General features: G+C 65.8%; 25 protein-coding genes and 3 pseudogenes. 18 read left to right on the top strand and 10 right to left on the bottom strand.

Annotation, left to right across the window (positions count from 1 at the left end; translation table 11 throughout):
* Positions 1–53: 53 nt before the first annotated feature.
* The gene (locus J7E82_RS13965; RefSeq protein WP_214863649.1) at positions 54–1,196 is read right to left on the bottom strand and encodes a Gfo/Idh/MocA family protein; all 1,143 of its coding nucleotides are present in this window, start codon (positions 1,194–1,196) and stop codon (positions 54–56) included.
* Positions 1,197–1,335: 139 nt separating this feature from the next.
* On the opposite strand from J7E82_RS13965, the gene J7E82_RS13960 reads away from it, so the two are divergent.
* From J7E82_RS13960 to J7E82_RS13915, 10 genes are all read left to right on the top strand, one after another.
* Positions 1,336–2,235, top strand: a complete 900-nt coding sequence (locus tag J7E82_RS13960) for a PfkB family carbohydrate kinase (RefSeq protein ID WP_214863648.1) — start codon at positions 1,336–1,338, stop codon at positions 2,233–2,235.
* 16 nt (positions 2,236–2,251) lie between these two features.
* Positions 2,252–3,136: an aldolase gene (locus J7E82_RS13955; protein ID WP_214863646.1), complete on the top strand. Its 885-nt coding sequence runs from the start codon at positions 2,252–2,254 to the stop codon at positions 3,134–3,136.
* Positions 3,133–4,557 (top strand): hypothetical protein, encoded by a 1,425-nt coding sequence (locus tag J7E82_RS13950; RefSeq protein ID WP_214863644.1) that lies wholly within the window; start codon positions 3,133–3,135, stop codon positions 4,555–4,557. Before J7E82_RS13955 ends, J7E82_RS13950 begins: the two co-directional genes overlap by 4 nt.
* 53 nt (positions 4,558–4,610) lie before the next feature.
* Positions 4,611–5,897 (top strand): extracellular solute-binding protein, encoded by a 1,287-nt coding sequence (locus J7E82_RS13945; RefSeq protein ID WP_214863642.1) that lies wholly within the window; start codon positions 4,611–4,613, stop codon positions 5,895–5,897.
* Positions 5,894–6,856, top strand: coding sequence for a carbohydrate ABC transporter permease (locus J7E82_RS13940; RefSeq protein WP_214863640.1), 963 nt, complete (start codon positions 5,894–5,896; stop codon positions 6,854–6,856). The genes J7E82_RS13945 and J7E82_RS13940 overlap by 4 nt, the downstream gene beginning before the upstream one ends.
* A 4-nt stretch (positions 6,857–6,860) precedes the next feature.
* Positions 6,861–7,676, top strand: a complete 816-nt coding sequence (locus J7E82_RS13935; protein WP_214863638.1) for a carbohydrate ABC transporter permease — start codon at positions 6,861–6,863, stop codon at positions 7,674–7,676.
* Positions 7,673–8,818 (top strand): Xaa-Pro peptidase family protein, encoded by a 1,146-nt coding sequence (locus J7E82_RS13930; protein WP_214863636.1) that lies wholly within the window; start codon positions 7,673–7,675, stop codon positions 8,816–8,818. Before J7E82_RS13935 ends, J7E82_RS13930 begins: the two co-directional genes overlap by 4 nt.
* Positions 8,819–8,838: 20 nt before the next feature.
* A complete protein-coding gene (locus J7E82_RS13925; protein WP_214863634.1) occupies positions 8,839–10,278 on the top strand; it encodes an NAD-dependent succinate-semialdehyde dehydrogenase in 1,440 nt (479 codons plus the stop codon).
* On the top strand, positions 10,279–11,022 hold the full coding sequence (locus J7E82_RS13920; protein ID WP_214863632.1) for a sulfite exporter TauE/SafE family protein: 744 nt from the start codon (positions 10,279–10,281) through the stop codon (positions 11,020–11,022).
* Positions 11,023–11,102: 80 nt separating this feature from the next.
* Positions 11,103–11,294 carry a hypothetical protein gene (locus J7E82_RS13915; RefSeq protein WP_214863630.1) on the top strand — a complete coding sequence of 64 codons (192 nt, stop codon included), beginning with the start codon at positions 11,103–11,105 and terminating at the stop codon, positions 11,292–11,294.
* Positions 11,295–11,565: 271 nt separating this feature from the next.
* On the opposite strand, the pseudogene J7E82_RS20745 reads toward J7E82_RS13915, so the two are convergent.
* Positions 11,566–11,682 (bottom strand): annotated as a pseudogene (locus tag J7E82_RS20745) (formylglycine-generating enzyme family protein); the annotation flags it as partial.
* Positions 11,683–12,004: 322 nt separating this feature from the next.
* Entirely contained in the window at positions 12,005–12,289 is a 285-nt protein-coding gene (locus tag J7E82_RS13910) for a MerR family transcriptional regulator (RefSeq protein ID WP_308113829.1), read from the bottom strand.
* A gap of 123 nt (positions 12,290–12,412) precedes the next feature.
* On the opposite strand from J7E82_RS13910, the pseudogene J7E82_RS13905 reads away from it, so the two are divergent.
* A pseudogene (locus tag J7E82_RS13905) lies at positions 12,413–12,692 on the top strand (STAS domain-containing protein); the annotation flags it as partial.
* A 129-nt stretch (positions 12,693–12,821) separates the two neighbouring features.
* Here J7E82_RS13905 and J7E82_RS13900 read toward each other — a convergent pair.
* The 6 genes from J7E82_RS13900 to J7E82_RS13875 form a co-directional block, all read right to left on the bottom strand.
* Positions 12,822–13,274: a low molecular weight phosphatase family protein gene (locus tag J7E82_RS13900; protein WP_214863628.1), complete on the bottom strand. Its 453-nt coding sequence runs from the start codon at positions 13,272–13,274 to the stop codon at positions 12,822–12,824.
* Entirely contained in the window at positions 13,271–13,945 is a 675-nt protein-coding gene (locus tag J7E82_RS13895) for an arsenate reductase ArsC (protein ID WP_214863626.1), read from the bottom strand. Before J7E82_RS13895 ends, J7E82_RS13900 begins: the two co-directional genes overlap by 4 nt.
* Positions 13,946–13,981: 36 nt before the next feature.
* Positions 13,982–15,163, bottom strand: a complete 1,182-nt coding sequence (locus tag J7E82_RS13890) for an FAD-dependent oxidoreductase (RefSeq protein WP_214863624.1) — start codon at positions 15,161–15,163, stop codon at positions 13,982–13,984.
* 185 nt (positions 15,164–15,348) lie between these two features.
* A complete protein-coding gene (gene trxB, locus J7E82_RS13885) occupies positions 15,349–16,326 on the bottom strand; it encodes a thioredoxin-disulfide reductase (RefSeq protein ID WP_214863702.1) in 978 nt (325 codons plus the stop codon).
* Between the two features lie 65 nt (positions 16,327–16,391).
* On the bottom strand, positions 16,392–16,814 hold the full coding sequence (locus J7E82_RS13880; RefSeq protein WP_214863622.1) for an arsenate reductase ArsC: 423 nt from the start codon (positions 16,812–16,814) through the stop codon (positions 16,392–16,394).
* 176 nt (positions 16,815–16,990) lie between these two features.
* Positions 16,991–17,662: an ArsR family transcriptional regulator gene (locus tag J7E82_RS13875; RefSeq protein ID WP_214863621.1), complete on the bottom strand. Its 672-nt coding sequence runs from the start codon at positions 17,660–17,662 to the stop codon at positions 16,991–16,993.
* A 45-nt stretch (positions 17,663–17,707) separates the two neighbouring features.
* Here J7E82_RS13875 and J7E82_RS13870 point away from each other — a divergent pair, with 45 nt between their 5' ends.
* The 7 genes and pseudogenes from J7E82_RS13870 (at position 17,708) to J7E82_RS13845 (ending at position 21,163) form a co-directional block, all read left to right on the top strand.
* Positions 17,708–18,448, top strand: coding sequence for an MIP/aquaporin family protein (locus tag J7E82_RS13870; protein ID WP_214863619.1), 741 nt, complete (start codon positions 17,708–17,710; stop codon positions 18,446–18,448).
* An 11-nt stretch (positions 18,449–18,459) separates the two neighbouring features.
* Positions 18,460–18,852 (top strand): low molecular weight phosphatase family protein, encoded by a 393-nt coding sequence (locus J7E82_RS13865; protein WP_308113828.1) that lies wholly within the window; start codon positions 18,460–18,462, stop codon positions 18,850–18,852.
* Between the two features lie 63 nt (positions 18,853–18,915).
* Complete coding sequence (locus tag J7E82_RS13860; protein ID WP_214863616.1) at positions 18,916–19,263, top strand: metalloregulator ArsR/SmtB family transcription factor; 348 nt, start codon at positions 18,916–18,918, stop codon at positions 19,261–19,263.
* 56 nt (positions 19,264–19,319) lie between these two features.
* Positions 19,320–19,810, top strand: a pseudogene (locus J7E82_RS13855) (N-acetyltransferase family protein).
* Between the two features lie 225 nt (positions 19,811–20,035).
* Positions 20,036–20,449: an MFS transporter gene (locus J7E82_RS20740; RefSeq protein WP_251041884.1), complete on the top strand. Its 414-nt coding sequence runs from the start codon at positions 20,036–20,038 to the stop codon at positions 20,447–20,449.
* Complete coding sequence (locus tag J7E82_RS20735) at positions 20,449–20,757, top strand: hypothetical protein (RefSeq protein ID WP_251041883.1); 309 nt, start codon at positions 20,449–20,451, stop codon at positions 20,755–20,757. Before J7E82_RS20740 ends, J7E82_RS20735 begins: the two co-directional genes overlap by 1 nt.
* Before the next feature lie 22 nt (positions 20,758–20,779).
* Positions 20,780–21,163, top strand: coding sequence for an ester cyclase (locus J7E82_RS13845; protein WP_214863614.1), 384 nt, complete (start codon positions 20,780–20,782; stop codon positions 21,161–21,163).
* 130 nt (positions 21,164–21,293) lie between these two features.
* Here the strand turns inward: J7E82_RS13845 and J7E82_RS13840 are convergent, their stop codons facing one another.
* Complete coding sequence (locus tag J7E82_RS13840; RefSeq protein WP_214863612.1) at positions 21,294–21,635, bottom strand: YnfA family protein; 342 nt, start codon at positions 21,633–21,635, stop codon at positions 21,294–21,296.
* Between the last annotated feature and the right edge of the window lie 3 nt (positions 21,636–21,638).

Below are 21,638 nucleotides of genomic sequence, written 5' to 3'. Positions count from 1 at the left end.
CCTTACCGGACGTTAGCGCCGGGCGGGGTGTTGCAATTCCAACATAAATGTACTTAGTGACGCACCCCGGCACCCGCATTGGCAAGGTCCACGGGGCGTCCTTCGATAATTGAACGCTCCGCGGCCAGGCCCATCCGCACAGACTGCAGGCCATCGGCAACGGTGACTTCCACGGGCCCTTCCCCCAGGATTGCTCGGCGGTAGCCAAGGTGCTCATAGTACGTGGAGCCGTGGTGCGCACCGGCGGCAAGGACGGCCTCATCAACGGGAACCTCATGCGTTTCCGGACCCAGCGGTGAGCGTGGGCTGAACTCCACCAGTGCCTCCGCCTCGTCGCCCTCGATCCAGTGGTTGGCCGCCACCGGGATGAGGGTCTCGATCTTGGCGGCATCTCCAACAATGGAGATCCGCTCCTGGAACTTGGACCCTTCGGCGAACATCGACAGCTCCAGCATGGCGCGGCGGCCGCCCTTGAAGTCCACCAGCACGTAGGCGTTGTCGATCATGTCCGAAATCCTTCCGTCGTAAACCTCGTCCATGTGGTTCACGTCGTGTCCGCCGCTGGCGTAGATGCGGGTGGGCTCGTCCTGAAGGATCAGCCGCATCAGGTCAAAGAAGTGGCAGCACTTCTCCACCAGGGTTCCGCCGGTCCGCTCAGCAAAGCGGTTCCAGGCGTCCACCTTATGCAGGAAGGGGAACCGGTGCTCCACGATGGAGAGCATGTAAATATTGCCTAGCTTGCCGTTGTGCGCGGCCTGGATGACCTCCTGCACTGGCGGCATGTAGCGGTACTCCATGGCCACCCATACCGGCGCCGGGTAGTCTGCCGCGAGCGTCTCGAGTTCGTCCGCCTGTTCCGCCGTGGTGCACACCGGCTTCTCCACAAGTATGGGGAGGTTGGTGCCGCTGGCGAAGATGTCTTTGAGGATGCCAAGGTGCGTGTCGTTGGGGCTCGCGATCACCAGGGCGTCCACAATGCCCGAGGCCAGCAGTTCCTGGTGTGAGGGAAATGTCTGCACCTCATAGCCGATCTCGGCCACGGTTTGCTCAAGGGAGGACGGCTGGGGATCGGAGACTGCGCTGATTTGGCTCCCTGGGATCAGGGCGAGGTTCCGTACGTGTTCGCGGGCCATGTGTCCGGCCCCGATGAGGCCGTAACGAATGGTTCGGACGGTTTCCGCAGTAGGCAATGACATGAGCTGCTCCGTTTCTCTACGTTGAGTTCTGGGGACCGCGGCGTTGCATCCCAAACAGAACTATACAGAAAGTGTTGTTATTCCAACATAGCGTGTGTATATTTCTTCAGTACCAGCCGCAACTACAACGAGGTGGATCGTGCCCCAACCGTCAACAGGAACCCTGCTCTTCGTAGGCTGTGCCACTTTTGACTCCATTGCCCTGGTCCAGGATTACCCGGCTGCGGACAGCCGCACCGTTGCTGCAGACTTCGTGACGGCGGGAGGCGGCCCTGCCGCAACCGCTGCTGTAGCAGCAGCCCGCGCCGGTGCCCGGACGGCCTTCGCCGGAGTCCTGGGCACGGACGAGGAAGGCGACCGCATCATCAGCGGACTGGAAGCAGAAGGCGTAGACACCTCAGCAGTTATCCGCGACGCGAGCGTCAAAACCGGCGCCAGCGTTATTGTGGTCAGCAAGGCAACCGAAAGCCGGGCCATCGTCACACGCCCGGTGCCGCCGGTCAGTTTCCCTTCCGGCAGCCGCTTTCACGAACTGCTGGACACTGCGGCCTGGGTCCACGCGGACCATCTGGGCTGGAACGCGGTGGCCGGCGTCCCCGGCCTCACCCTCAGCGTCGATGCAGGCAACCCCATCCCCTCCTTCAGTCCCCGCGGTGTAACGCTGTACGTCCCCACCGTCGAACGGCTCCGGGCGGAATACGGCGAGGACCTCGCCGTCGAGGCCCTCCTCCGGAAAGCGGTCGACGACGGTGCCTCCGCCGTCGTCGCCACCGCCGGGTCCGAAGGTGCCTGGGTTCTGGCCGACGACGGTGAGGCGGTCCACGTGCCAGCAACGCCGGCCAACATCGTGTCCACCTTAGGCGCCGGCGACGTGTACCACGGCGCCCTCCTCGCAGCCGTGGCGGCCGGACTCCCCCTTGGAGAAGCCGCGGCCTTCGCCGGCCGCACCGCCGCAGCCTCCTGCGCGGGACTGGACGGCCGCTCCATGATCCCGCACCAGACCATTACCCCTGTCCTTGCCTCAAACAACCCCGCCTGACTGAAAGAAGCAGCCCATGAGCCCCACCGACCTTTCCCCGCTACAACGCCCGTCCGGTGCCTTCGCCATGCTCGCCGTGGACCAGCGCGAAGCCATGCGCAACATGTTTGCCGAGCACACGGACCAGCCCGTCACCGACGAGGATCTGCGCGAATTCAAGCTCAAGGCCGCCCAGATCCTTACCCCATACGCCTCCGGCATCCTCATCGACCGCCAGTTCGCCCTGGACCAGGCCATCGAGGCCGGCGTGGTGGACCCCGGCTGTGGACTCATCGCTTCCGCCGACCACTTTGAATCCGCCCACGGCGAACTGGTGGGTGAGGTAACCATCGACCGGCTGGTAGATCCGCACAAGTACGCGGCCCTGGGCGTGAAGGCCCTCAAGCTGCTAGTGCTGTACCGCCCGGATGAGCCCGCCGAGGGCCGGGTGGAGATGGTCCGCGAATTCGTTGAGCGGTGTCAGTCCGCAGGGCTCATCAGCATCATCGAACCCGTCTCCCGCAAGCCCCTGGCAGGCGGCGACTTCGACTGGAACGCCGGCATCCTGGCAGCCGCCAAGGAACTCGGCAGCCTGGGCGCGGACCTGTACAAGGCCGAGGTCCCCTTCCATGGCCGGGCCCCCGAAGCTGACGTCCGGGCAGCCTGCGCCGAACTCACCCGGGCTATCGACGGGCCCTGGGTTGTCCTCTCCTCCGGTGTCCCCGAGGACGTCTTCCCCGAGGCCGTGCGGTGGGCCTGCATGGAAGGCGCCAGCGGCTTCCTCTCCGGACGCGCCGTCTGGGCGTCCTGCATCGGTACCCCCGACGTCGTCGAATCCCTTTCCACCGACGCCGTCCGGCGGCTGCAGCGCCTCTGCGCCGTGGTGGACGACGTCGTCTCCACCCAAAGGACCCATGCATGAGCACCACCGGCGCGCCCAAACGCGTCCTGATGATCGCGACGGCGCGGCCCACCTTTGTAGTGGACGTCGCCCGCCGCTACGCCGAAGCCGCCCGCACCCTGATAGAAGAACTGGGAGCCGAAGTCATCGGCCCCCGCGAGCTGGTGATGACCCCCGAAGACATCGAGGCGGCCCTGCCGTACCTGCAGGAGGAGTTCGACTTGGTGGTCAACGTCTGCGCCAGTTTCTCCGACGCCTCCCCCGCCCTTGCACTCTACGCGGACCTGAACGGGCCCGTCCTCTTGTGGTCCTTCCGCGAACCGGGCCCCGTGGGTGACAGGCTCTGGCTCAACTCGCTGTGCGGCTCCAACCTCTACGCCCACGCCCTGGTCCGCGCTGGCGGCACCGTCCGGCTAATGTACGGCAACCCCGACGAGGACAACGTGGCCGCTGTGCTGCGCGACGCCCTGAGCGGCACCCTACCCTCGGGCACCACGTTGGAACCGGTCCAGCGTGAACGGGCCAAGGACAAGGAAGCCGTGGGAGCATCGCTGCTAGGCATGAAGGGCCAGCGCCTGGGCCTTGTGTCCGAAGCACCCCCCGGCTTCACCCCCAGCCAGTTCGATCCCGAACTACTGGAGAAGCTCTTCGGCCTGCAGGTGGAACAGTTGAGCATCGACGAGATGTTCAGCAAGATCGACGACGTTTCCCCGTCCCAGTGCGACGCCGAGGAAAAGGCCGCCCGCGCCGCGCAGCCCAGCCTCAACTCGGTGAACGCCGAGGAGGTTACACGCTCCGCAGCCACTACAGTGGCCATGCGCGAATGGGGATCCGCCGAGGACCTTTCCGCCATCGCCGTCCGCTGCTGGCCCGAATTCCCCACCCAGCGCGGCGTGTGCCCCTGTTCCTCCCTGTCCCGCATCGCTGACGAAGGCACGCCCACCGCCTGCGAGCGCGACGTCTACGGCGCCGTGACCATGCTGCTGATGCAGTCGCTGGGCTCCGGACCCACCTACCTGGTGGACACTGTGGACCTGAACACGGACAACAACAGCGTGCGGCTCTGGCACTGCGGCTCGGCAGCCACAGCTTTGGCCGCCGACCCGGGTGACGCCACCCAGTTCACCCACTGCAACCGCAAGATCGGCGTGGCAGGGAACTTCCCGCTCAAGACCGGCCCCGTGGTTATGGCCCGCCTCACCGAGAACAACGACGGCGGTGGCGGACTCCGGCTCCTTCTTGGCGCTGGCGAATCGATCCCCGCGCCCAACCACTTTCAGGGCAACACTGCAGAGGTGCAGCTGGACGTGGATGCAAGCGCATTCGTGAACTCGCTGGTAGTCGGCGGGTTCCCCCATCACACGGTGCTGGCCTGGAAGGACATCCGTCCCCAGCTCCGCACCGCGGCCGACCTCCTGGGGATTCCCGTCACCGAGTGGTGACGCCCTGCGCAGCCGGCACATAGGCAAAGCAAACACTCAACGAGGAGATTATTGTGAGTCAGATTTCACGCAGGCAGGCCATTGCCCTTCTCGGAGCCCTGGGCTTCGGCGCCACCGCGGCAGCGTGCGCTGGACCCGGCGGTTCCACGGCACCTGGCGGCGCCACCGGGCCGGCCGCTCCCGCCACCGGCAACATCACCGGCAAGGTGTCCTTCGCGCACTGGCGCGGTGAGGACAAGGCGGTGTTCGACGAGCTCATCAAGCGTTTCGAGGCACTGCACGACGGCGTTGAGGTGGCCCAGGACATCTCCACCTCCAACGACTACAACGCCCAAGCCCTGCAGAAGCTGCGCGGGGGCTCCATCGGCGACGCGTTTGCCACCTTCCGCGGCGCCCAGTTCAAGAACTTCACCGAGGCGGGGATCTACACCGAACTCAAGGACAGCAAGGCCGTGGCCAACTACCAGCCGGGTCTGCTTTCCGCGGGGCAGTCCGGCGAGAGCCAGCTGGGCCTGCCCTACCAGGTGGTGTTCCCCATGCCCCTGGCCAACGTGGACCTCTTCGACAAGGCCGGAGCCGAGATCGCGCCCAAAAACTGGGACGCCTTCCTGGGCATGTGTGAAAAGCTGGCGGCCTCCGGCGTCGTCCCCATCTCCTGGCCAGGCGGCGACGTTGGAAACGGCGGCCAGCTGTTTAACTGCATGATCGCCAACAACGCTCCGGTGGACGACATGTGCGCCCAGATCGAACAGGGCAAACTGAAGGTTACGGACGACTGGTTCCTGAAGATGCTCGGACAGTACAAGGACCTTGTCCCGTACCTGCAGCCCAACGCCACCGGCACGGCGGTGGAGCCGGCGCAGAACCTGTTCTCGCAGGGCAAGGCGGCCATGCTGGCCACCGGCTCGTACCACATCGCCGCAGTCCGGGGCCTGGGCGCCCAGTTCCCCATGGAGCTGGTGTTCCCCAACACCTCGGACGGCAACGCCAAGTACGAGGGCGTCTACAACGCCACGTTTATCCTGGGCGTCAACTCCGCCAGCAAGAACCAGGCCGCCGCGGCAGCGTGGATCGATTTCCTCTCCGAGCCCGAGAACGCCGGTTACTACGCCAACCAGACGGCGCAGCATGTGTCCGTTAACAACGTGGAGTACACCAACACGGACCTGAAGCGCCTGAGCCCCTGGCTGGAGAAGAAGACCGCACTCGCGGCGAGGTTCCAGTTCCTGAACCTGGACGTCCGCAACGCCGTCGAGGCCAGCGCCACCGCCGTCATCTCCGGCGCCAGCCCGGAGCAGGCAGCCGAAGCCGCCCAGAAGATTGTTGACGAACGGATATGAGCACCCACATCGGGACGGCTGCGAAGCGGAAGGCGCCGCACAGCCATCCAGAACCGAGCGCCACCAAGGTGCGCCGCCGCTCACCCACTCGGGTGAATCCCGCGCTGTACCTCTTCCCGCTCCCCGCGGTCGCCGTCATTGCCTTCTTCCTGCTGATGCCCACCTTGCAGGCCTTCCAGTACGCCATCACGGACTGGAACGGCTTCTCCGCGGCCTTCAATTATGTGGGGCTGGACAATTTCATCCGCGCCTTCACCGGGGACTCGCTGTTCACCAACGCACTGACGAACAACTTGAAGTTTGTGCTGCTGGTGGTGATCGCACAGACGGCGTTCTCCCTGGTGCTCGCCCTGCTCCTGACGAAGAACTCCCGCGGCAGCATCCTGCTCCGTGCCCTGTTCTTCTTCCCCACCATCCTGTCCTCCGTGTCCGTGGCCTTCATCTGGAAGTTCATCTACGATCCCAACTTCGGCCTGGCCAACTCGGTCCTGGGCGCTGTAGGCCTGGAATCCCTCCAGGGTTCCTACCTCGGCAACAACGCCCAGGCCCTGTATTGGGTAGCCGTGACCCAAGTATGGTTCCACGCCGGGCAGATGATGGTGGTGTACATCGCGGGCCTGCAATCCATCCCGCGGGAACTCTATGAAGCTGCGGAGATGGACGGCGCCAACAGGTGGCAGCAGTTCAAGTCCATCACCTGGCCGTTCGTGGCCCCGGCGACGTCGATCGTGGTGGCCTACACCACGGTCCAGTCGTTCAAGGCCTTTGACCTGATCCTAGGCATCGCGGGCAACCCGCCCAAGGGTTCCCTGGACATTCTCTCCACCCGTATCTACAGCACCTTTGCCAACTCGGAGTTCGGCTACGCCGCTGCCCAGTCGATCATTTTCATGGGGATGATCGCCTTGGTGACCTGGCTCCAGCGCCGGTTGCTCCGGCTGACCCCGAAGGGGGAATGACAGCATGCTTGCCTCCGTAAGCCGCCGCGCGATTCTTGGGATCTACGCGGTCATCATCATCGTTCCGCTGACCGTTGTCGGGTTCGGCAGCTTCAAGTCCACCCAGGAACTCTTCGCCGGACCGTTCAGCCTGCCGCAGTCCCTCTCCCCCGCCAACTATGCGGAGGTGATCGCCGGCCAGAACCTTGGTTCGTCGTTCATGAACAGCGTCATCGTCACCGCCATCTCCGTGCCGCTCACCCTGTTCCTGGCCAGCCTCGCCGGTTACGCCGTGTCCCGGCTCAAAGGCTTCATATCCTGGGCCATCTTTGGCTTCCTGGTCCTGGGCATGGCCATCCCGGCCCAGGCCAATATGGTGCCGCTGTATGTTCTGTTCGGGCGGCTGGGTCTGTTGGACAACCTGGCTGGCCTGGTGGTGGCGAATGTGGTGTCCACCCTGCCCATCGCCGTGTTCATCCTGGGCGGCTTCATGCGGACCCTGCCCAAGGAACTCTATGAAGCATCCTCCATCGACGGCACCGGACCCTGGCGGACGTATACATCCATCGCCCTGCCATTGTCTGCACCGTCCGTAGCGGCAGCCGCGATCTTCCTGTTCGTGATCCACTGGAACGAACTGCTGTACCCGCTGCTGTTCATCCAGTCCCCGGGCAACCGGACCCTGCCGCTGGCGCTGCTGAGCTTCCAAGGCGAGTTCCAGACCAATTACCCGCTGCTGTTCGCCGGCGTCATCCTGGCCTCCCTGCCCGTGGTGGTGGCCTACGTCTTCCTCCAGCGCTACTTCGTTGCCGGGATCACCGCCGGAGCCAGCAAGGGATGAGCACAAGCACGACGGACGACAGTGTCCGCAGCGGCTGGGAAGCCCAGCTTGATTCCCTTCGTCAGCTGGCAGCGAGGCACGACGCCCACACCGTGGTTTTGCGGGACCCGTTGAACCTCTCATGGTTTACCGGAGCCAGGTGGCACGTGCCGCAGACTCTCAACATGTCCTGTTTTGATGTCGTAGTCTCGGGCCTTGGCCCCAATGTGCCAGGGGGCGGGCCCGGTTCCGGTTCGGGAGGTGACGTGCGGATCATCACGAACGTAATTGAGGCGCCGCGGCTGCGGGACGTCGAGTTCGCCGGGCGGGTGGTGGATTTCGACGCAGTCGATTGGATGGAGGACCGGTCCGCCCGGCTCCCTTCCGGAGCTGGCGTCCTGACCGATCTGCCGGGTCTGTCCGACAGCACCGACGCCGCGGCCGAGCTTGCCGCCATCCGCCGGGTGCTGACTGCCGGCCAGCAGGAAGCCCTCGCCGAGGTCTGCACGGACCTGGCTCGGATCACCGGCCGCGTGGTTTCTGCCATCCGCCCCGGCGACGCCGAACAGCACATCGCCGGTTCCCTGGTGGCGGCGCTGCTGGACGAGGGCATCGAAACGGTGGCCCTCTTCGTAGGCGGCGACGAGCGGATCGGCGCCCACCGCCACCCGTTGGCCACCGCCCTGCCCGTCACGGACAGGGTGATGGTGGCATGCTGCGGCCGCCGCAACGGCATGGTGGGGACCATCACCCGGATGGCGTCCTTCCGTCCGCTGGGCGGAGACGCACAAGAGTACCAGGCGCTGTTGCGGGTGGAACAGGAATTCCTGGACGCCAGCAAGCCAGGCGCCGTCCTAGGCGAGGTCTTCCGCCGCGGCGCGGAAGCATACGGCCTGAACGGTTTCGACCCCCAGGAGTGGCGGCGGCACCACCAAGGCGGCCTGACCGGTTTCAACCCCCGCGAGCTGATCGCAAACCCCGGCACCGACGTTGAACTCTCCGCCGCCATGGCGCTGGGCTGGAACCCGTCCGGGGCCGGATTCAAGGTGGAAGACACCCTCCTGGTCACCGACAACGGCCCGCGCATCCTGACAACCGATCCTGACTGGCCCATGCTGAGCGTGGGCGGCCGCGCCCGCCCCGCAGTGATGGATTTCTCCTAGCCAACGAAAGGCAACACAACGTGAACCTGAAATCAGCCCGACACCTGGTGAACGGCACCTGGCACTCCGCCGGAACGTCCAAGGACGTTACGGATCCCGGAAACGGTAGCACCGTGGGTGAGGTGGCATGGGGAACTGCGGAGGATGCGACAAGGGCCGCTGATGCTGCTGCCGAAGCCTTCAGCACCTGGTCCCGGACGACCGCCCGCAGCCGGGCCGACCTGCTCCATAATGCGGCCGACCTGCTGGCCGAACGCCGCGACGAGCTGGCTCACACCCTGGCGCTGGAAGCCGGAAAGCGGCTCCCCGAAGCCCAGGGCGAAGTGGACTTCTCGGTGGAGTACTTCCGCTGGTTCGCCGAGGAAGCGCGCCGCGCCACCGGCACTATCAGCCCACCCGAACTGCAGGGCCGCCGCCACCTCAGCCTCCGCAAACCCATAGGCGTCACGCTCAGCCTCACCCCGTGGAACTTCCCGGTATCCATCCAGGCGCGCAAGCTCGCCGCCATGCTGGCAGCCGGCTGCACCGTGGTGGGCCGGGTTTCCGAAAAGGCGCCGCTCGCCGCCACCGGCCTGTTCGAGGTCCTGCACGACGCCGGGTTCCCCGCCGGCGTCGTCAACCTGGTACACGGCCCCTCCCGGAACATCACCGCCGCTCTGCTCCGGCACCGGGCCGTGCGGGCCGTCAGCTTCACCGGCTCCACCGGCGTGGGCCGCCAGATCATGGCCGCCGCTTCGGAACGCGTGGTCCGCCCCCTGCTTGAACTCGGCGGCAACGCGCCCTTCATCGTCTTCGAGGACGCCGACCTGGGCGCTGCCGTCGAGGGCGCGGTCCTGGGGCGGCTCCGCAACACCGGCCAGTCCTGCGTAGCCGCCAACCGCTTCCTGGTCCAGGACAGCATCGCCGAAGAGTTCGCCCGGAAGCTGGGCGCGCGCTTCGACGCGATGAGCATCGGCCACGGCGTTCCCGACGGCGACGCACCGATGCCGGACCTTGGTCCCGTAATCGACGCCGAGCGTGTGTCCGCCGTGCAGAAACTCGTGGATGACGCCCTGAACCGCGGCGCCCGCCGCGTCACGCAGCGGACCGACGTTCCCGGGCGGGGCACGTTTCTGGCCCCGACACTCCTGATGGATGTTCCAGACGATGCGCCGCTGGTGACTGAGGAGGTGTTCGGCCCGGCGGCCGGCGTGGTCACGTTCTCCTCCGAGGAGGACGCGGTCAGGAAGGCGAATGCCACGGAAATGGGCCTCGCCGCCTACATCTGGAGCGGCAGCCCCAGGCGCGGCTGGGACGTCCCCGAACGCCTCGAAGCCGGCATCGTCGGCGTCAACGATCCCCTTCCCTCCGTGGCCTTCGCCCCCATGGGCGGCGCCAAGCAGTCCGGCCTCGGCCGCGAGGGATCCAGCCTGGGACTGGAGGAATTCGAGGAGGTCCAGTACGTGGCCTGGAGGCCGTAAATGCTGACCACCGGGCTGGTGCTGGCCGCCGTCGTCATGGGTGCCGGGATGCAGCGCATCACCGGAATGGGCTTCGCCCTGGTGGCCGCACCCTTCCTGGTCCTGCTCCTGGGCCCGGTCGAAGGGGTGGTCCTGGTCAACCTGTGCGGCGCCGTCACGGCCGGGGCCATCATTTTCCGGGTGGTGCGGGACATCGACTGGAAACGGTACGCAGCCCTGGCAGCCTCGGCCTTGCTAGGGATCATCCCAGCCGCGATCCTCATCAGGCTGGTCCCGCCGGCGGTGCTGGAAATCTCCATCGGCGTCATCCTCGCAGCGGGGCTGACCGTCCTGCTCGTCCTGAAGTCCGCCACGCTGCCTGCACGCCGCCGCTACCTCTTCACTGCCGGCGGCTTGAGCGGCTTCATGAATACGGCGGCCGGTGTGGGGGGACCAGCGGTCAGCATATATTCCATCGCCACCCGGTGGCACCACAAGTCCTTCGCCGCCACGATGCAGCCGTACTTTCTTACTATCGGAACCTTCTCCCTGGCTTCCAAGGCAGTTTCAGCCCCGAATACATTTCCGGTGCTCCCCTGGACCATGTGGCTCGCCGTTGCCGTGGCCTGCCTCGCCGGACTAGTGCTCGGTGACATCGCTGCAAAATACGTTCCCACCAGGGCGGCTCAGATCCTGCTGATCGTCCTCGCTTACCTCGGTGCCGCAGCCACGATTGTGCGTGGAGTGCTGGACTCCCTGACCTGAGCCTTGAACCCACTCCAACAGATCCCACCCAGTAACAAACCCCACCCTATTGAGCCCAAGAAGCTCACGAAAGGACAGCCATGTCTGCAATCTCCCCCAAAGGAACCGTCCTTCGCGTTTCAACCACCGATCGCGAGCCCGTCGTCCTCCAGTTTGAAGGCGGTGGATCCGTGACTCTCCAGTTGGAAGTGGACAGCAACTGCACATGCGAGGCCGGTGCAGCAACCCGACCCGGCTCCTACACGGACCGGGACCACTTTCCTTCCGCCTGAAGCATGCGTTCACCTGACCGCAGCAGTTCGTCATCGTCCACCACGGCGCGGCCCGACAAGGTCGAAGGCGCACCTCACGACGAGGCTCAAGACTTGGTTCGACAAGCTCTCCACAGAGCAAACACGGAATTCGGCTCCTTTCCCCAAGACTGGATGAAGCTCAGAGCCATGGCGGTCAATGAGCGCCCTGCGGGGGTGCGGCAGCTTTGTCTCGCGAGCACTGTGATTCCGACCGTTCCTACCAAGCTCTCGCGAAAACGTTCAATGCCGCTTAGTTGCCTAGGGCGATAGTGCGAAAACCAGAGTTGCCGCTGGAGGAATCCGGTGTGTTGGAGGTACGGGCCGCGACGCGGTACCGGTTGCAGTAGGACTCGTGGCACAAGTACGCTGGCGCAGCTGGATCAGACCAGCCAAGCCGCGACCGTCAGCGGGCTGGCCAGAACGGCCGAGGTCTCACGTTCCTTGCTTTACATGCAACCGGACCTGCTGGAACAGCAGCAGCAGCGGAGCCAGCCGAGCAAGACTTCACCCACTGGATCATCTGTTCGGGCGTCGGAAGCATCATGCATCGGCGGCTTGAACTTGCCCACCAACGCATTAGGAAGCTCACCGAAGAAAACACGCGCCTGCGGGAGCGGCTGGCACGCACGCACGGAGCGCTGCGCGCGGGCCACCCCTAACCCATTCACGGCCAGGGCACCCACGATTGATTAAGCTTGGCCGCCGAGCCTTTGAATGAAATCGTCTGCCTGGGCCAGGTTCCGTGCCATCTTGGCCCGCTGATGGACTGCCTTCTCCAGGAACTCGGCAAGGCGCCCCGCCTCCTCGTCCGACCCACCGTCGCTCGAAGACAAGATACCGAGGATCTCCGCCATTTCCTCCAGCGAGAATCCAAGGGGCTTCATCTGCTTGATAACCGTGAGTCGTTCAAAGTCCTTCTCTGAATACACACGAAAGCCGCCGTCGGTGCGGGCAGAGGCCGGGAGCAGGCCCACCTCGTCATAGTGCCGGATAGTCCTCAGCGACAAGCCCGTCCGTTCCCGCCAGCTCACCTATATGCATGGTGGAGTTGCTTGTTCTTGCTGTCATCAAGGGCCTCCTCCCGCAGCGTGAAGGTGATCAACGGGCACGAAACGGCCACGTACGTTGTGGACGGTGAGCTCTTCTTCGCCTCGTCCAACGACCTCTACACGCAGTTCGAGTACGCCTTGGGACCCGGAGCACGTGGTAATCGACAGGCACGCCTCCCACCTCTGGGACGCCTCCACCATCGCGGCCCTCGATGCGATCACCGAGAAGTACCACCACCACGGCAAGAACGTGAAAATTATCGGGCTGAACGACGCCAGCGTCCTCATGCGCGAACGGCTCGCGGGAAAGCTTAGCGCCGGTCACTGACGCACGCCATCCCGATCAGGCCCCTGTCCGGTAAGCCAGGGAAGGGGCCTGATCCGTACCCGTCCCGCTGGCCAGCGGAACCATCAGATGCACCCTCAGCGCGGGCCGTTTTCTCTGGTGCTGCGGTTTCTATGCCCCATGCGTGCCGGTGAGGGTGGCGTAGAGCTGTTGGACGCGGTTTTTGATGTCGTCGCGGACGAGCCGCATGCGTTCCATGCCTTCGATGCCGCGTTCTGAGGGTTCGTCGGTTTCCCAGAGTTCGAACCTGGTGTCTTCGCGCGGGTCGAGCCTGGCTTCGGTTCCGAGCACGACTACGACGTCAACGGCGTCGATGACCTCGTCGCTAACGGGTTTGGGGTGTTCCCCGCCGACGTCGATGCCGAGTTCGGTGAGGGATTCGACGGCGAGGGGGTTGAGGTCTTTGCCGGGTCTGGTGCCGGCGGAGTACACGTCGACGCTGCCGGCCGCCAGTTGCCGCATGAGGCCTGCGGCGAGCTGGGACTTGCCGCCGTTCTTGCTGCAGACGAACAGGACTGCCGGCTTCTTTCCGGTTTCGGACGTCGCGGTTGCGGAATCGGTCATGAGGGGGCTTCTCCCTTGCGCAGGTCGGAGTTTCTCAACAGCGAGGCGACCAGCGCCTTAACGCGGTCGTGGATTTTGTCGCGGACGTCCCTGACGGTGTCCAGGGACTGGTTGGCCGTGTCGGTAAGGTCCCAGTCTTCGTAGCGTTTGCCGGGGTAGATCGGGCAGGAGTCGCCGCAGCCCATGGTGATCACGATGTCAGAGGCGCGCACGACATCGTCGGTGAGGGGTTTCGGGTAATCCCTGGAGAGATCCAGCCCCTTTTCGGCCATGGCCGTCACCACCGCGGGGTCCAGTTCTGCAGCTGGCAGGGATCCCGCGGACCGGACCCTGATGCGGCCTTTGGCTTCGACCTTCAGCAGGGCCGCGGCCATCTGGGAGCGGCCGGCGTTCTGGACGCAGACGAAGAGCACTTCGGGGACCTCGGAGGCGAAGGCGCCTTTGGGTTCGGCCAGGGCGTTGAGGCGGTCGTTGGCGAAGTGTTCGGTGGTGGCCGGCAGGTAGGTGCTGATTTTCGCGGTTCGGGCCAGGGCGGTGTAGGACTCGAAGACGTAGCGTTCGACGGTTTCGGCGGTGAAGATGCCCGAGAACCGTTCAGCGAGGCGGTCACTGATCCGGTGCAGGAGCACGGTGTTGTCCTTCAGGCCCAGCGTGTTGGGCTGTTCAGTCATCGCATGTGTCCGTTCTACTTGGGCCGACGGAGGGTGTCAGTTGTTGCCGGAGCGGCCGTGAGCCAGGCCGGTCTGGAATCCGATGAGCACGGGTTCCGGGACTGTGCAGCACCCGTCGGCTTCGGAGCCTGCGCTGGCGGTGGCGGCGGCGGGGACGTCGCAGCTGCTGCCGGCGTCGGTGGAGCACACCCCGGTCTCTGGGAGCCCGAGGTTCGGGCCGAGTTCCCGGGGTGCTTCCACGGCCGGGTCCAGTTCGAGCCGGAGTTCGCGCAGGATGTCCAGGTCAGGCCGGAACCCGGTGCAGGGGACGATGATGTCCGCGTCCAGGGTGCGGCCGTCGACGGCCTCGATGGTGACGTGGGAGTCGAGGGATTTGAAGGAGCTGATGCCGAATCCGGTGTGCAGTTCGATAGTGCCGGCTTCGACGAGGCGGCGGAGCCGGGAGCCGAGCTGGCCGCGGGCGGGCAGCCCGTCAAGGTCGCCGCCGCCGTAGACCTTCGCGGCGGAGGCGCCCCGGATGGCCCACAGGATGGTGGTGCCGGGTTCGGCTTTGGTCAGGTCGGCGAGGTTGATCAGGGTGTTGGCCGCGGAGTGGCCGGCGCCGACGACGAGCACGCGGCATCCGGCGAAGGAGTCCCGGTCCCGGCCAAGGACGTCGGGAAGCGGTGAAGAGATCCGCCCGTCGGCGGCACTCTCACCTTTGGCCGGGAGGCCGGAGGTGCCCAGCGGGTTGCGTGTGGACCAAGTGCCGGAGGCGTCGATGACCCCCGCTGCGGTGATCTCCCGGACGGCGCCATCGGTGTCTTGGACGCGGACGGTGAAGGGGGTGTTCTCTCGGTTGCGGGAGTGGGTCTTGTCAATGCCCTGCCGTGTCACGGAGACGACCCGGGCGCCGGTCTGCAGCCGGCAGCTGAGCGCGGGCAGCGCTGCCAGCGGTGCCAGGTAGTCGTCGACCAGCTCGCCGCCGTAGGGCAGCGCAGTCAGGCGCGGTGTTTCCCAGCCGGAGGCCTCGAGGAGGCGGACGGTGGCGGCGTCGAGGTTGTATCGCCACGGGGAGAAGAGGCGGATGTGGCGCCATTGTTCGATGGCCGCACCGGCGGTGGGGCCGGCTTCCAGGATGAGCGGTTCCAGGCCGCGTTCGAGCAGGTGCGCGGCGGCGGCGAGCCCGACGGGGCCGGCGCCGATGATGGCGACGGGAAGGCTGGTCTGTCCATCCATGGTGTTCCTCTCTTATCGGTCAGTGGTGTGTGGGGCCGGGCCTGCCGGCCCTGTTCGTGGTGGAGCGGGGCCGGCAGGCCTCGGGGGTGGTGCCTAGCAGCAGCAGTTCTGATCCTCGTCGCAGCAGCCTGAGTCGCCGCAGCATCCTCTGTTCATTCAGCTCACCCCCTCCCCTGCTCAGGGATTCAGGCGTGGGTGGGTTCCTCGACCAGCGCCGTAGCGATGCTGTCCGCGTCCTCTAACGCTGCGAGGTAGCGCTCGGCGTCAAGGGCAGCAGCGCAGCCGGTGCCGGCGGCGGTGATGGCCTGGCGGTAGCGGTGGTCCACTGCGTCCCCGCACGCGAACACGCCGGAGAGGTTGGTGCACGTGGTGGGCGAATCCACCTTGATGTAGCCCTCGGCGTCCAGCTCCACCTGCCCCGCCACCAGCTCGGTCCGCGGCACGTGCCCGATCGCCACGAACAGCCCGGTGGCGGGCTGCTGCCGGGTGTCGCCGGTGCGGGTGTCCGTCAGGGTGACGCCGCTGACCTTGCCATCGCCGTGAATCGCCGTGACGGCAGAATTCCAGGCGAAGCTGATCTTCGGGTTGTCCTTGGCCCGCTGGGCCATGATGCGGGAGGCGCGCAGCTCGTCCTTGCGCACGACGACGGTCACCGTCTTGCCGAACCTGGTCAGGAAGGTGGCTTCTTCCATCGCGGAATCACCGCCGCCCACCACGATGATGTCCTGGTCGCGGAAGAAGAACCCGTCGCAGGTGGCGCACCAGGAGACCCCGTGGCCGCTGAACTTCTTTTCCTCGGCCAGGCCGAGTTCCTTGTACGCGGAGCCGGTGGCCAGAATGACGGCCGGGGCCTCGTAGGTCTCGCCGCCGCCGGTGACAACGCGCTTGAGGTGACCCTTCAGCTGGACCTCGATGGCGTCGTCGAACACCACCTGGGCGCCGAACTTCTCGGCCTGCTGCTGCAGGCCGTCCATCAGCTCCGGGCCCTGAACGCCGCCCGGGAAACCGGGGAAGTTCTCCACCTCGGTGGTGTTCATCAGCGCGCCGCCGGCAGTGACCGAGCCGGCCAGCACCAGCGGTTTCAGGCCGGCCCGGGCGGCGTAGACCGCCGCGGTGTAGCCGGCGGGGCCGGAGCCGATGATGATCAGCTGTTCGGCGTTCACTGCCTTGGGGCTCTGGGCGCTGTCTTTGGTGCTCACGTGGTGCTCCTGGAAGTTGGGAGGGTCGTTTACTTGGCGGCGGGGGCCAGGGAGGCAATCAGGTCCTGGATGCGGGTCTTGATCTCGTCGCGGATCGGTCGGACGGACTGAACGCCCTTGCCCGCGGGATCCTCCAGGACCCAGTCCTCGTAGCGCTTGCCGGGGAAGTACGGGCATTCGTCGCCGCAGCCCATGGTGATCACGACGTCGGATTCCTTAACGGCTTCGGTGGTGAGGACCTTGGGGACCTCGGCAGACATGTCGATGCCCAGCTCTGCCATGGCCTCGACCGCTGCGGGGTTGATCTTGTCAGCGGGCTGGGAGCCCGCGGAGCGGACCTCGATCTCGCCCTTGCCCAGGGTGGTCAGGAACGCGGCGGCCATCTGGGAACGGCCGGCGTTGTGGACACAGACGAACAGGACGGAGGGCTTCTTGGCGGTTTCGGTACTCACGGGGATTCTCCTGGTGTTGATGTTGATAACGGTCGGGTAGTGCTGGCCTCGTTGATGTCTCCGTGCTCGCCGTCGACCATAGGAAATATTGATGAGGGTCGATATATGGAGTATCACCGCGAACATTGATGGATGTCAATGTGGTTTCATGCCGCTTCGCCTGCGATGAACGGAGGTCAGGCCGCGGTAAGGCGCGGCACGAAGTCATCGATGCGGCGGGAGATATCCTCGTAGGCGCGCTCGAACGCCTCGGAGGTTCCCAGCCGAACGGGATCGGGGACGGACCAATGCACGCCCCCGAGGCCTGTCAGTTCCTCGTGGGCGTTGTCGCACACGGTCACGATGAAGTCCCCTTCCCCCAGGACCTGGTCGAGGCGGCGCGGAGCCGCGTCCGGCAGGTTGAGGCCGTGGCGGCTGGCGACGTCGATGGCGCCCCGGGCGATCCGGTCTGCGGGATGTGTTCCCGCGGAGGCGGAGGGGATTTCGCTGACCTGCTGCCAGAGCGCGGCAGCCAGCTGCGACCGGGCGCTGTTTCGGGTGCAGACGAAAACAATGCGGCGAGTGCCATATTCAGCCCCCGGGGCAAGCCCGTCCAGGGCGCCGGCGGCGAGCCGGATGTAGCTTCGGCGCCTGTCCGCCTCCGAGCGGTGCCGGGTCACCAGCTGCGCGTCTTCCAGAGTGCGCAGATGGTGGGAGAGCAGGTTCGAAGCCATTCCCAGCTCGGCCTGAAGCTCCGTCGGGGACAGGTCCCCCAGAGTCAGGAGGTCTACGATGCGCAAGCGCGCTGCGTCGGCCAGGGCAGCATGTTTGGCGACGCGCATCCCGAGGTCAATTCGCTCAGTACTCATTGTCTCAAGTTTGACTGAGGTACTTCTTTAGGTCAAGCTGGTGCCATGAATCTCTCCCAGCCGCCGCTGTGGCGCCGTGCCATCGCCGAACTGCTCGGCACCAGCCTTCTCGTGACCATCGTCGTCGGCTCCGGGATCGCAGCCGAACAGCTCTCCCCGGGCGACGTCGGCCTGCAGCTGCTCGAAAACAGCACCGCCACCGTGTTCGGCCTGACCGTGCTGATTCTGATGCTCGGGCCGGTCAGCGGCGCCCACTTCAACCCCGTGGTCTCACTGGCAGACTGGATCCTCGGCCGGCGCAGCGGTGCGGGGCTGACCCTGCCGGAGCTGGGCACCTACGTGGCCGCCCAGACCGTCGGTGCGGTCAGCGGAAGCGTGCTCGCGAACGCCATGTTCGACGTGGGAACCTCCATGTCCAGCAAGGAGCGGGTGACCGGCGGGCATCTTCTCGGCGAGGTCGTCGCTACCGCCGGGCTGATCCTTTTGATCTTCGCCCTGGCCCGTACCTCCCGCGGCGTCCTCGCCGCCCCGGCTGTCGGCGCCTATATCGGAGCCGCCTACTGGTTCACGTCCTCGACCTCGTTCGCGAACCCGGCCGTGACGGTCGGCCGCATGTTCAGCGACACCTTCGCCGGCATCGCACCTGGCTCCGTTCCCGGCTTCGTCCTCGCACAGCTGCTCGGCGCGGCAGCCGGCATGGGTCTGCTGCTTGTCCTGTTCCCGTCTGTGGGCCAATCCGCCGACGATGTTGTCATCCCCCACAACGCCGAGAAGTCCGGCTCATGACGGGCGGGCCTGTGAGCAAACAAGTCATCCTGTTCCTATGCGAGCACAACGCGGGCCGCTCCCAGCTCGCCTCAGCCCTCATGGCACACCGGACCAAAGACCGGTTCGAAGTCCGCTCCGCGGGAACCGACCCGTCCGAACACGTCAGCGAAGCCGTGGCCACATCACTGGGCGAACTCGGCATCGACATCAGCGGCCGCATCCCGCGGCGGGTCACCGAAGCGGATCTGCGTGAAGCGGACGTTGTGGTCACAATGAAGCCCGGCCTCAAACTCCCCGCCCCGCCCGCCGGAAGGCTCGTGGGCTGGTCCTTCCCCGATCCCCTTGGCTGGGACATTGAGGGCATCCGGCCGCTGCGGAACCAGATCGATGCCGCAGTCCAGGAACTGGCCAGCGAACTTTGAAGGAGCCCGCCGCCCCACTCACCTGAATATTGATGAATGTCAATATGGAGGCATAATGGGGACATGAGCTCTCTGCAAACAGCTGCACCGGCGGCCGATGCCTCCTGCTGCGCACCTTCGGCTGCCGGGTTGAGCGAGGAGGATGCGAGGCAGAAAGCCCTCGTCTTCAAGGCACTGTCCGATCCGAACCGTTTGCGGCTGCTCTCCATCGTCAAGGCGGATGAATCCGGCGAGTCGTGCGTGTGCGACCTGACGGCGCCGCTGGATCTTGGCCAGCCCACCGTCTCCCACCATCTGAAGATCCTGGTCGATGCCGGTCTGCTGCACCGCGAAAAGCGCGGCACCTGGGCCTACTATTCCCTGGTCCCGGGTGCGCTGGAGCGGACCGCCGGGCTCCTCACCGGCCTGTGACCACCCCGGCCCTCCAAGGGGCAGCCGGACCCGATACCCCTGTGGCTGTCCGACAGATGCGCGCCGCGGACTGGGAGGCTGTCCATTCCATCTACGCTGCCGGTATCGCCACCGGGCAGGCGACGTTCGAAAGCGAACCGCGAACATGGGAGGCCTTTGACGCCGGCCGGCTCTGCGGCCACCGGCTCGTCGCCGACGACCGGGCCCGGGTTCTGGGCTGGGCCGCGGTTTCCCCCGTTTCCGCCCGGGAGGTGTACCGGGGCGTCGTGGAGCACTCCATCTACATCGCACCCCAGGCCCGCGGACGCGGCGTGGGGCGCATCCTGCTCGGGGCGCTGATTGACTCGACCGAGGCCGGCGGGATCTGGACCATCCAGTCCAGCATCTTTCCCGAAACACCGCCAGCCTCTCCTTGCACGAGCGGCTGGGGTTCCGCGTCGTCGGCATCCGGGAGAAGATCGCCCGCATGGGCCACGGCCCGAACGCCGGGCACTGGCAGGACACACTGCTCCTTGAACGGCGCAGCACGCTCACCGGCACCCAATGAGCGACCCGCCCGCCGGCGGCCTGGCCGCCCTGTGCACCGCACAGACCACCAGCTGGGGCCTGCTGTACTACTCACTTCCCGTCTCCATCCGCCCGATCACCGCAGACACCGGCTAGTCCGACACCGCCATCACGGCAGCGTTTTCCGCCGGGCTAATCGTCTCGGCCCTGCCCGGAATCCGGGTCGGGCGGATGCTGGATTGGACCGCCACGGCCGCGCATAGTCATGACCGCCGGCGCCGTGCTCGGCACAGCGGCCCTCGTCCTGGTCGGCACCGCACCGGCCCTGCCCTGGTTCATCGCGGCCTGCCTGGTCGCCGGGACCGCCCAGGCGGCCGTGCTGTACCAGCCGTCCTTCGCCGGGATCACCGGCTGGTACGGCCCCGCGCGGGTCCGTCCGCTGACCGTCCTGACCCTGGTCGCAGGCTTCGCCTCCACGGTGTTCGCGCCGCTGACCGCCTACCTCAACGAACCGCTCGGCTGGCGCGGGACCTACCTTGTACTCGCCGGGATCATGGTCGCCGTCACAGTCCCGTTGCACTGGTTCTTCTTCAACGCCCGCTGGTCCCACTCCCCGCGCAAGGACATCACCAGCGCCATGCAGGCATCCGCGCGGTCACTCGGGACCGGCGGTTCCTGATGCTCCAGGCCACGCTGGCCCTCGCGGCCTTCACGCTCTACGCCGTCACGTTCAACATCATCGCCCTGCTGCTGGCCCGCGGCATCGACTACACCGCGGCCGCCCTCAGGCGTAAGCCTCCGCCACGGTCATCACGGGCTGGAAGAAGGGATCCCAGCGGTCAGGGAAGGCCATCTTCAAAGGATAGGGACTCTTCTGATTCCCGGGTTAGTCCTCGTCCCAGGGCGGCGGTGACGCGTTGGAGCTTTTTCAGCATCCGCTGCCGGTTGTACACCAGCTCCACGCACGGGCATATTCCCAAGGACTGAGAAGCCATTAGGAGGCGGCAACATGAGTCAGGCGCAGATCACAGTGATAACCCGCCTCGTCGAGGAAGTCCTGGCCGGGGGTGACCTTGGTGTGGTGGACGAACTCTACGTGCCACGAATGGCTCCGGTTGCCCGGCGATGGATCGAACCTTTCCGTGCCTCGTTCCCCGACGCCCGGATGCAGATCGTGCAAGTGGTTGCCAGCCAGGACGCAATCGCGGTCAGATTCCGCTGTTCAGGAACACATATAGGCCCTTGGTTGGGGCATCCCCCTACCGGGCTGCGCTTTGAGAATATCGATGAGGTGTACTTCTTCACCTTTGAAGACGGCCTGATAGCCAAGGCCTGGGGCCTTGAAGACAACCTCGAACGCTTCCGCCAGCTCCAGATCGATCCGTTCCTCTGAGTAAAAGGGAAAGATATGGCCACCGTGGTTAGATCGCCCGGGCCAAAAAATTGTCGAGTACAGTCCATTTTCACAGGCGGCACTCGCCGCGTCGCCTGAGCCAGCCGCCCTCTGTGTCGTCGGCCAGGGCCTAGCCGCCCTGGCTGCGTGGGGCGAACATGATTACGGCCACTCCCAAGAGGCAGATCACTGACCCGATGACATCCCAACGGTCTGGCCTGAACCCATCAAAAATCATGCCCCATGCCAAGGAACCGGCCACGAACACCCCGCCGTATGCGGCAAGAATCCGGCCGAAATGGGCGTCCGGCTGCAAGGTTGCGGCAAACCCGTAAAAGCCCAATGCCAGAACACCAAGACCGGCCCACCACCAGTCCTTGCCCTCCCGGACCGACTGCCAGACGAGCCACGCTCCGCCGATTTCAGCCACTGCGGCCAGGACAAACAACACAACAGTCTTAGCAATCGTCACGGG

This window comes from Arthrobacter sp. ISL-30 (assembly GCF_018613855.1).
GTDB lineage: Bacteria > Actinomycetota > Actinomycetes > Actinomycetales > Micrococcaceae > Arthrobacter.
This window is presented reverse-complemented; position numbering and strand designations above follow the sequence as displayed.